At 37.0% G+C, this 10,266-nt stretch carries 8 protein-coding genes and 1 pseudogene; 8 read left to right on the top strand and 1 reads right to left on the bottom strand.

Features of this window, described 5'->3' with window-relative positions:
* Positions 1-893 (top strand): hypothetical protein (locus FZ940_RS04360; RefSeq protein ID WP_187422135.1); only part of this gene is annotated, 893 nt, incomplete at its 5' end.
* 623 nt (positions 894-1,516) lie between these two features.
* Here FZ940_RS04360 and uvrB read toward each other — a convergent pair.
* The gene (gene uvrB / locus FZ940_RS04355) at positions 1,517-3,493 is read right to left on the bottom strand and encodes an excinuclease ABC subunit UvrB (protein WP_148821611.1); all 1,977 of its coding nucleotides are present in this window, start codon (positions 3,491-3,493) and stop codon (positions 1,517-1,519) included.
* Between the two features lie 125 nt (positions 3,494-3,618).
* Here uvrB and FZ940_RS04350 point away from each other — a divergent pair, with 125 nt between their 5' ends.
* From FZ940_RS04350 to ispG, 7 genes and pseudogenes are all read left to right on the top strand, one after another.
* Positions 3,619-3,852 carry a coiled-coil domain-containing protein gene (locus FZ940_RS04350; protein ID WP_021091279.1) on the top strand — a complete coding sequence of 78 codons (234 nt, stop codon included), beginning with the start codon at positions 3,619-3,621 and terminating at the stop codon, positions 3,850-3,852.
* Between the two features lie 13 nt (positions 3,853-3,865).
* Positions 3,866-4,102 carry a hypothetical protein gene (locus FZ940_RS04345; protein ID WP_054196819.1) on the top strand — a complete coding sequence of 79 codons (237 nt, stop codon included), beginning with the start codon at positions 3,866-3,868 and terminating at the stop codon, positions 4,100-4,102.
* On the top strand, positions 4,099-4,515 hold the full coding sequence (locus FZ940_RS04340; RefSeq protein ID WP_107793852.1) for a type II secretion system protein: 417 nt from the start codon (positions 4,099-4,101) through the stop codon (positions 4,513-4,515). Before FZ940_RS04345 ends, FZ940_RS04340 begins: the two co-directional genes overlap by 4 nt.
* Positions 4,515-6,368 (top strand): primosomal protein N', encoded by a 1,854-nt coding sequence (locus tag FZ940_RS04335; protein WP_148822093.1) that lies wholly within the window; start codon positions 4,515-4,517, stop codon positions 6,366-6,368. Before FZ940_RS04340 ends, FZ940_RS04335 begins: the two co-directional genes overlap by 1 nt.
* 49 nt (positions 6,369-6,417) lie before the next feature.
* Positions 6,418-7,876 (top strand): annotated as a pseudogene (locus FZ940_RS04330) (MBOAT family O-acyltransferase).
* A gap of 8 nt (positions 7,877-7,884) precedes the next feature.
* Positions 7,885-9,072: a hypothetical protein gene (locus tag FZ940_RS04325; protein WP_148821609.1), complete on the top strand. Its 1,188-nt coding sequence runs from the start codon at positions 7,885-7,887 to the stop codon at positions 9,070-9,072.
* 131 nt (positions 9,073-9,203) lie between these two features.
* On the top strand, positions 9,204-10,262 hold the full coding sequence (ispG, locus tag FZ940_RS04320) for a flavodoxin-dependent (E)-4-hydroxy-3-methylbut-2-enyl-diphosphate synthase (protein WP_148821608.1): 1,059 nt from the start codon (positions 9,204-9,206) through the stop codon (positions 10,260-10,262).
* Positions 10,263-10,266: the final 4 nt, after the last annotated feature.

The raw sequence follows: 10,266 nt of genomic DNA, 5'->3' as shown, positions 1-10,266 counted from the left end.
TTATATCTATCGCAAAATTAATAAAAATAACAAAAGAAAAAATGTTTTGGGCTTATGCATTATTTGGTGCATTTCATATAGCAAGCTACTTTATTAAAATTGATCACAAAATTTATGATTATATTGATATTGGAGCTTTCTTTCTTGCTTTAATCGCATGGTGGCGACTAAAGACACAAGTAAGTAGTAACGAAATCCAAACAACTAGCGAAGATGGGATTTTAAACGTGACTGCTATCAAATCTCCAAGCCAATTAGCCGCGAAAGCCTGTTTGATTGGCCTTGTCGCAACATTTTTTTACTATATATTTTTTGAATATTTGTTAGCACATCAAGAAAGAATGTCACTTCGGCCAATAATATTTATAAAGCCTCTTGTTTATGCGGTAGTATTAGCGATTATTTACTCTACCGTTAAGCAGATAGCACATACGTTAAATGAGATAAGACTACATACAAATTTCTTATTTTTCTCTATCCTTTTTGTAATATTTACAATAGCAAAAGCAACAACTGACTACATGTATATATATGCTTACGATTATAATTTTTTAAATATCTTTGGTACACACAATGCCTCAATTAAATCTTTAGTTTCTAGTGCCAATACAATCTTATACATTGGAGTATTTGCTCATTTGTTAGCTACAGTATTTTTATTTTTATTTACAACAAGATTAGTGAGCGCAACTAAAAGTAGGCTATTTTGGATAAATTTTATATTGTTTGTGGTAAGTTCAGTCATACTTTTAGCACTACTATTTCCGGGTAAGCCAGACTTTATAGGCCTTTTAACCAAAAACATAGACCTTTTTAGTATAGCAGAGTTTTTCTTTTTACTAATTGCTTGGTATAGCGTGAAAAAAGACACAAGAGAGCAGGATAGATCATAAAACGGCATTTGGCGATAAATTTATAATTTAAACAGTTAAAGATAAGATGATTTTGTCTTTAGCTTCGCTATGAGGAGATGAGGCGAAATTTCGCGATACGAATGGGCTCAAAAGCGGTAGTATTTTGCGATAGATTTAAATGTTGCGCAGTTAAAATTTGCATAGATTAGACACATAAAAATTTAAATTTTGACTACTGAATCATCAAGACAAAATATCTTGTGATGATTTTAAATGCTACGAAGAAATTTTCGACCGAAGATAGAATATATAAGTTCAGCTCGTAAAATTTAAGCCGTCAAGACAAGAAATTTTTGTTTTGTTTAGTAATTTTAAAACCCCAAGAGGCAGTATTTTTTGCTTGCTTCGCCTTGCTTGCAACGAGACTTCGCTACGAGGAGATGAGGCGAAATTTTAAGATACAAAGAAGCATACATATAGTATGTGACTGAAGTAGAATGAAATTTCAACGACGTATAGCAGAAAAAGACAAATCGCCAAATACAAGATTTTTTTGTTTTAGACAAGGCGGATGAGCAAAAACAAGGGAGCGTATATATGATACGTGACCGAAGTTTGAAGCGATATCCAACGCAGTATAAAATAAAAAGGGCTTGTCTTTTTTATAATTTTCTCATCTTTGCTATTTCATCTCTCAGCGCCGCCGCCTTCTCAAACTCCAGCTGTGCCGCCGCTTCAAGCATCTGCTTTCTTAGCTCTTTTACGATCGCAGCTCGCTCGCTAGCTGGCATCTTCTCTAAATTTTTACCACGTTTATAAATTTCACCATCATCTTCGACGTGCAAGCTCTCTTCGATATTCCTGCTTGCAGAGTGCGGCGTTATGCCGTGAGCTTTGTTGTACTCATCTTGAAATTTACGCCTAGCTGTCGTCGTATCTATCGCCTCTTTCATGGACTTAGTTATATTTTTGGCAAACATTAGCACCTTGCCATTTACATTTCTGGCTGCACGCCCCATCGTCTGTATAAGGCTCGTGGTCGAGCGCAAAAAGCCCTCTTTATCGGCGTCCATGATCGCTATCAGGCTCACTTCAGGTAGGTCAAGCCCCTCACGGAGCAAATTTATGCCTATTAGCATGTCAAATTCGCCGCTTCTAAGCCCTCTAATGATCTCATTTCGCTCGATCGCGTCGATGTCTGAGTGCATATATTTGACTTTTACGCCAAGCTCGATGTAGTAGCGGCTTAGCTCCTCGGCCATTTTTTTAGTTAGTACCGTGACAAGCACACGCTCGTTTCTAGCGATGACCGCCTTCGCCTCGTCAAATAGCGCCTCGACTTGATTGTCACTATCTTTTATCTCGATGAGCGGATCTAATAGCCCAGTAGGACGTAAAATTTGCTCATAGACGTGCCCCTGGCTGATACCAAGCTCGTACTCGTTTGGTGTGGCTGAGACAAAGAGAAATTTTGCCTTTTTGCTTATAAACTCATCAAATTTAAGCGGCCTATTATCAAGCGCTGATGGCAAACGAAATCCATACTCCACAAGCACTTCTTTGCGGCTCCTATCACCCGCGTACATGCCCCTAAACTGAGGCAAACTCACATGACTCTCATCGACGATAACCAGATAGTCCTCGCCGTTTATCTCAAAGTAGTCAAACATCGAGTACGGCGTCTCTCCAGCCTTTTGACCAGTCAGATGTCGCGCGTAGTTTTCGATACCTTTGCACATGCCAGTGCTCGCCATCATCTCGAGATCAAACTCCACCCTTTGCTTTAGCCTCTGCGCCTCGACTAGCTTGCCTTGCTCGTTAAACTCTTTTAAGCGCGCATCAAGCTCCTCCTCGATCTCTTTCATCGCGATCTTTAGCCTATCAGCGCCCACGATGAACTGGCTGGTGGCATAAAGCGTAAATTTAGAGATGTCTTTGAGTCTCTTGTTATCAAGCACGTCAAAATGATACATCGAGTCTATCTCATCGCCAAAAAACTCAACCCTTAGCGCTTCGTCGTTGTAATAAGCCGGATAAATGTCCACCACATCGCCGTTTACACGAAAGTCACCCCTGTCAAAGTAGTTGTCATTGCGCTTGTAGCCCATATCTACTAGCTGCTCTAAAAGCTTTCTTTGGCTTATTTTCTCCCCTACGCTAAGATAGGCTACCATCCCTTTATACTCGCTTGGATTACCAAGTCCGTAGTTTGCAGAGACTGAGGCGACACAGACGACATCATCAAAGCTTAACAAGCTAGCCGTCGCAGAGAGGCGCAGGCGCTCAAGCTCCTCATTTACTGAGCTATCCTTTTCTATATATAGGTCGCTTCTTGGGATGTAGGCCTCTGGCTGGTAGTAGTCGTAGTAGCTTATAAAATACTCCACATGGTTTTTTGGGAAAAAGCCCTTAAACTCACTGTAAAGCTGTGCAGCTAAGGATTTGTTATGCGTCATGATAAGCGTTGGCATGTTTAGCTCACGTATGACGTTTGCCATGGTAAAAGTCTTGCCAGATCCTGTAACACCTAGAAGTGTTTGGTATTTATTGCCTGATTTTATGCTTTTTACTATCTCTTTTATCGCTCTTGCTTGGTCGCTGCTTGGGCTAAATTTAGATGAAATTTCAAATTTACTCATTGATTGCCTTTAAATTTGGGCGAATTTTATAGCAAAGATAGTGCTTTGTCAAATGAGAATTTTAATAAGAATTTAGCCTCTGCGTGTTAGAATACGAGCCTAATTATTATTTTAAAGGAACTTTTATGTTTGAAGATAATGCGATCTTAACCACACTAAGCGATAAAGTAAATGACCTGATCACCAAATATGACGAACTTTGCAAAACGAACGAAGAGTTGCGTAATGAGATCGTAACTTTAAAAGCACAAAATGAGGCAAAAAGCAATCAAATCATGCGTTTAGAAGAGGATCTTGACAAGAAAAATACCGAAGCTGACGATGTAATGAGAAAAATCGAAGCTGTCCTTGGCAGATAAGCTTGGCTAAAATATGAAAAAAATTACGCTCACTATATCATCTCGCGACTACACGATCACGCTTGATGATGATTTTGCTAAATTCTTTGAAGATGACTGGCAAAATTTAATGGGCGGGCGCCAATTTATCGAGCCAAAAGAGCTTTTAAATGCCTTTATAGAAAAATGTTATGAAAATTATGCTGTGATAAAGGCAGTAAAAAATTTAACTGGCAATGTTGATGAGATATTAAAGCGAGAAGAGAGATGAAAAGACGAGCTTACACCTTGCTTGAGCTGATATTTATAGTAGTTATACTAGGTATTTTAAGCACAGTCGCTATACCTAGGCTATTTTTTTCTAGAAGTGATGCTACCGTCTCAAATGCAAAAACTCAACTTGCCGCTATAAGAAGTGGAATTTCACTAAAATACAATGACAATATCTTGCAAGCAAAGCCGGAATTTCCACAAAAACTAGACGATGGCGATCCAAGCAGACTCTTTAAAAATGTTATAAATATACCGATAAAAGATAGCGGCAGCAAAAATGGCTGGCACAGAATAAGCGATGACAAATACACATTTAGACTAGATGGCAAAGTAGCAAATTTCAAATACGACAAAAATACTGGTGATTTTGGTTGCAGTGATGAAAATGAAATTTGCAAATCACTTCAGTAATGCATTATTACGTACTCGCATTTTATGGGCTAAATTTAGCCCCACTCACTTATGAAAGCGATCAAAAACTAGAAAAATTTCAAGGCGTAAAGGCTTCTTTAAGAGGCAAAATTCTTACTGCTTTTATCATAAAAGAGACTGGCAAGCCAGAGTTTAAAACAAGTAAAATTTTAGAAATTCTACCGATTAATCTAACTTCAATGCAAAGCGAATTGGCTATATTTATCTCAAAATATTACACATGTGAGCTTGGCGTCAGCCTAAATTTATTTGAACCAAATGACACTATTGCAGCAGATAAATTTTATGAAAATCAAAATTTTAATGTAGCACCCAAACTAAGCGAAAAACAGCAAGAGGCTTTGGATTTTATAAATAAACGTAAAATTTCACTCATCTTTGGCGACACTGGAAGCGGAAAAAGCGAGATTTACATCGCTAAGATCAGAGAAATTTTAAACGCAGGCGACCAAGCGCTATTTTTAATGCCTGAAATTTCACTCACACCACAAATGCAAAAACGCCTTGAGAGCTTCTTTGGCGAGGCAGTAGCAGTCTGGCACTCAAAGATCACGTCAAAGAAAAAAGAGCAAATTTTAAAAGACATAAAAAGTGGAAAAGTTAGGCTCGTTGCAGGCGCGAGATCGGCTTTATTTTTACCACTTGAGAGGCTAAAACTCATCATCATCGACGAAGAACACGACGATAGTTATAAAAACACAGGCTCAAAGCCCCACTACAACGCAAGGGATCTCGCCCTCTTTTTAACTAGCAAATTTGACCTGCAAGTAGTTCTGGGTAGTGCCACGCCAAGCCTCACTAGCTTTTACAAGCAGGAATGTTTTCGCCTAAAAGGGACATATTTTGCGTCGCAAAAGAGCTATATATTTGACGAGAGCGAGACTGGCATAAGCGAAATTTTAAAAGAGCAGATCGCAAAGACGCTTGAAAATAAAAAGCAAGCCGTTATCTGCCTGCCAACAAGGGCAAATTTTAAATATCTAGTCTGCAAAAACTGCGGTGAAACGTTAAAGTGCCCATTTTGCAGCATCGGTATGAGCTATTACAAAAAACAAAACGTGCTAAAGTGTCAATACTGCGAGCATAAAATGGCCGTGCCAAAAATTTGTCACCAGTGCGGTAGCGAGATGATAGAGGCCAAAAAAATTGGCACTAGCGAGCTACTTGAAAGGCTGCAAGCTGAGTTTGCAAACGCCAGAATCGCTAAATTTGACAGGGATGAGATAACGACGCAAAACAAGCTTGTAAAGGCTTTGAAGGAATTTAACGACGGCAAGATAGACATCCTGCTTGGTACGCAGATGTTAAGCAAAGGGCATGATTATCACAACGTAGAGCTTGCTGTCATCATGGGATTTGACGAGCTTTTAAATTTTCCTGATTATAAGGCCAGAGAGCGAACACTTGCTCTTGCCATGCAAGTAGCCGGAAGAGCTGGCAGAAACGGGGTTGGCAGAGTTATCATTCAAAGCAAACAAAGAGAATTTTTTGAGAGCTACATCAGCGACTACGACGCATTTTTAAAAGATGAGATTGGCTACCGCGAGGGACTATATCCGCCATTTGCTAGGCTTCTTCGTGTGGTCGTTTCGCATAAAGATGAGAGCACGGCAAAGGGCATGACAAATGATTTTGTAAGAAATTTGGAAGCCTTAAAGGGCGATGAGCTTGAGATCATAGGATACGGAAAGTGCCAGATAGAGTATCTTGGAAGCAAATTTAGATATGAAATTTTACTCCGCTCAAACTCTCACATACCTCTTTTAAAAGCTGCAAACCTCTGCAAAAGTGAGCTTAGCGATATCGATATTGATCCAGTCAATTTTAGTTAGAGATTAGATAATGTTTACTATAATCTCACCAAAAATTTAACGGATAAACATGCTTTTTAACTCTTATGAATTTATATTTTTATTCTTGCCATTTACATTTTTTATATACTTTTATCTAAATAAAAAGCGCCTTACAGAATTGGCAAAAGGCTTTTTGGTTCTGTCATCTCTCTTTTTTTACAGCTGGTGGAACGTCATTTATCTACCGCTAATCTTAGGCTCCATGTTGTTTAACTACTGCTTTGGAGTGAAGCTAAACAAAGAAGATAGTAAAATTTCTAAAAAATTTATTCTTATACTAGGGATTGCGGCAAATTTAATACTCCTTGGATATTTTAAATATTCAGACTTCTTTATAAGCAATGTAAATTTTATCTTTAATGCTCATATACCTCATTTAAATTTACTTTTGCCTCTTGCGATATCATTTTTTACTTTTCAGCAAATAGCCTATTTGGTCGATAGTGCTACGGGGGGGGGGTACGAAGCAGTATGACTTTTTAAACTACTGCTTATTTGTTACATTTTTTCCGCAGCTAATCGCTGGTCCGATCGTGCACCATAAAGAGATGATGCCGCAGTTTGCAAATGCTAGACATAAAATAGTCAACTACAAAAATATAGCACTTGGTTTATTTATCTTTTCGATAGGTCTTTTTAAAAAGGTAGTTATCGCTGATAATTTTGCTGTTTGGGCAACAAACGGATTTGACAACGCTATCGTTTTAAATTTCTTTGAAGCTTGGGCGACTAGCCTAAGCTATACATTTCAGCTCTACTTTGACTTTAGTGGATATTGCGATATGGCTATAGGCGCAGCGCTTCTTTTTAATATTAAGCTTCCAATAAATTTTAACTCACCTTATAAAGCCTTAAATATTCAAGACTTTTGGCGTAGATGGCACATAACACTAAGCAGGTTTTTAAGAGACTATATCTATATCCCGCTAGGTGGTAACCGCAAAGGCAGGCTTCGAACATACGTAAATTTAATGGCGACCTTTATAATAGGTGGTATATGGCATGGGGCCGGCTGGACATTTGTCTTTTGGGGATTTTTGCATGGCGTTGCCTTGGTTACTCACAGAATTTGGAGCGAACTTGGCTTTAAGATGAATAAAATTTTGGCTTGGTTTATAACATTTAACTTTATAAATATTACTTGGGTATTTTTTAGAGCAAAAGATTGGGATGATGCTTTAAAAGTTTTAAAAGGGATGTTTGGGCTTAGTGGTATTGTTTTGCCAAATTTTCTAGAAACAAAACTTGTGTTTTTATCTAAATACGGAGTTGGGTTTGATAACTTTATAGAAAGAGTTGGGGACAAAAATACTCTTTTATTTATAATGCTTGGTTTTATTTTAATCTTAGCTTTTAAAAATTCTATAGAAAAGATGATTAGTTTTCAACCAAGCTATCAAAAAATAATTAAGCTTATATTCATATTATTGTTATCTTTTTACTCAATGATAGCTGCAAAAACAGAATTTTTATATTTTAATTTTTAGGATTTTAAATGCTAACAAATAAAAAATTTTCAATAATTATGTTTTTTATATTCCTTTTTACATTTCTTGTCGTGTCAATACCTTCTCTTTTTATCTATAAATTATTACATACAGCCAAAGAAGATATATCATTAGAAGAAATAGTAAGAATTCAATTAAAAGAAAATACCATATATAATCCCTTGGATTTAAATTTGCTTAAATATGCATACAAGATGAAATTAATCAAAAATACAAAACCAAAAGTTGTAGCCCTAGGTTCATCAAGAGTCATGCAATTTAGAGAAGAAAGCTTTAACCAAGACTTCATAACAACTGGTAGGGCAATGAATTATTTAAACGAGGGATATCTATTTTTAAAGGAAATGACAAGATATTACAAACCAGAAATTATAATTCTAGGTTTAGATTTTTGGTGGTTTAATGATAAATACTCTCAGCCTAAATATTTTGACAACAACAAAGATACAAGCATTAGCATAAAAGATAAAATAAACAAAGTTTTATCTGCTATTATAAAAAATGAAATAGACATTAATATATTTAAGTATATTTCAAGAGGTAGAAACAACATAACAAATTACGACAATGTGGGTATTATGTCTTTAGAATATTCAAATGGTTTTAGAAAGGATGGTTCATATCAATATTCACAATTTATCTTAGGTAACAAAAAAAATGATGACATAAAATTTTTAAATACTTTTTCGAGAATAAATAATGGGCTTTTTCCTTTTGAATATGGAGAGCATATCTCTGAAAGTAGAGTCAAAATTTTTTATGATATTTTAAACTTTGCGAGAGACAACAATATAAAATTAATATTATTTATACCGCCTTTAGCAAATGAAGTTGTTGAGAAAATGGATAACCTTGTCAATAAGTATAATTACATAAATGAATTTAGAAATTTAATAAATAATACTGGCATAGAACATTATGATTTTCATGATATGAGAAATTATTATAAGGATAGTTGTGAATTTATTGATGGCTTTCATGCTGGAGATGTAGCATATCAAAGGATATTAGCAAAAATGCATGACAGCAATTCGAGCATATCAAAATATTTAAATATAGATTTAATAAGAAAATCTATAGATGATAACAAAGGCAAAACCTTAACTATTTTTGATAAGACAAAATACAAAATATATAAAGAAAGAGATTTTTTAGAGTTGGGGTGTGTAAAATAAAATTTACACGCTAGATTATATTACCAGCATATAATGCTATCAATTAAAAAAATATTTATAACTACTTTTAACAAATTTATTTAAAAGCCAAGATTTTATATAATCCCCAATAAAAATTTAAAGGCAAAATTTTGCAACGATACCCGACAAAACAGATAAAAATTCGCAATGTTTTAATAGGCGGTGACGCACCGATCTCCGTGCAATCAATGACATTTTCAAAGACAAAGGACGTAAAAAGCACGCTTGAGCAGATACAAAGGCTATATTTTGCAGGCTGTGATATCGTGCGCTGCGCAGTTTTTGACAAAGAGGACGCCAGCGCGATAAAGCAGATCGTTGCAGGCTCGCCCATCCCAGTCGTTGCAGACATACATTTTAACCACACCTATGCACTCATCGTTAGCGAATTTGTCGATGCTATCCGTATAAACCCAGGCAACATTGGCTCAGCCAAAAATATAAAAGCAGTCGTTGATGCCTGCAAACAGCGAAATTTACCTATCCGCATAGGCGTAAATTCTGGCTCGCTTGAAAAGCAGTTTGAGGACCGCTACGGTCGCACTGTTGAAGCTATGGTGGAGAGTGCGATGTATAACATCAAGCTTCTTGAGGATTTTGACTTTACAGATATCAAAATTTCGCTTAAATCAAGCGACGTTGAACGCACGATGCAAGCTTATAGAGCACTTCGTCCAAAGACAAACTATCCATTTCACCTTGGCGTTACTGAGGCTGGCACTACATTTCACGCGACTATCAAGTCCGCGATCGCTCTTGGCGGGCTTTTGCTTGAGGGCATCGGCGATACGATGAGAGTTAGCATAACAGGAGAGCTTGAAGAGGAGATCAAAGTCGCAAAGGCGATCTTAAAAGATAGCGGCCGCCAAAAAGAGGGACTAAATATCATCTCATGCCCAACTTGCGGGCGTTTGCAAGCTGATCTCATGGCTGCAGTAAAGCTCGTAGAAGAAAAGACAAAAGGGATAAAAGAGCCGCTAAATGTCTCAGTGATGGGCTGCGTGGTAAATGCGATCGGTGAGGCAAAAGGCGCAGATGTTGCCATAGCATTTGGCAAAGGAAATGGCATGATCATGCGTCACGGCGAAGTGGTCGCAAGGCTGCCTGAGAGCGAGCTTGTAGATAGATTTTTACAAGAGATCGATGATGAGATAAAAAGTAGGAACTAAAGGA

The sequence above is a fragment of the Campylobacter concisus genome, from assembly GCF_902460415.1.
Classification (GTDB): domain Bacteria; phylum Campylobacterota; class Campylobacteria; order Campylobacterales; family Campylobacteraceae; genus Campylobacter_A; species Campylobacter_A concisus_Y.
Note: the sequence above shows the minus strand (reverse complement) of the source record. Positions and strands in the feature narration are given on the sequence as shown.

What these genes read in the sequence shown, in the direction of transcription:
- uvrB (WP_148821611.1), bottom strand. Translation starts at nt 3,493, where the DNA reads ATGAGTAAATTTGAAATTTCATCTAAATTTAGCCCAAGCAGCGACCAA.
- FZ940_RS04350 (WP_021091279.1), top strand. Translation starts at nt 3,619, where the DNA reads ATGTTTGAAGATAATGCGATCTTAACCACACTAAGCGATAAAGTAAAT.
- FZ940_RS04345 (WP_054196819.1), top strand. Translation starts at nt 3,866, where the DNA reads ATGAAAAAAATTACGCTCACTATATCATCTCGCGACTACACGATCACG.
- FZ940_RS04340 (WP_107793852.1), top strand. Translation starts at nt 4,099, where the DNA reads ATGAAAAGACGAGCTTACACCTTGCTTGAGCTGATATTTATAGTAGTT.
- FZ940_RS04335 (WP_148822093.1), top strand. Translation starts at nt 4,515, where the DNA reads ATGCATTATTACGTACTCGCATTTTATGGGCTAAATTTAGCCCCACTC.
- FZ940_RS04325 (WP_148821609.1), top strand. Translation starts at nt 7,885, where the DNA reads ATGCTAACAAATAAAAAATTTTCAATAATTATGTTTTTTATATTCCTT.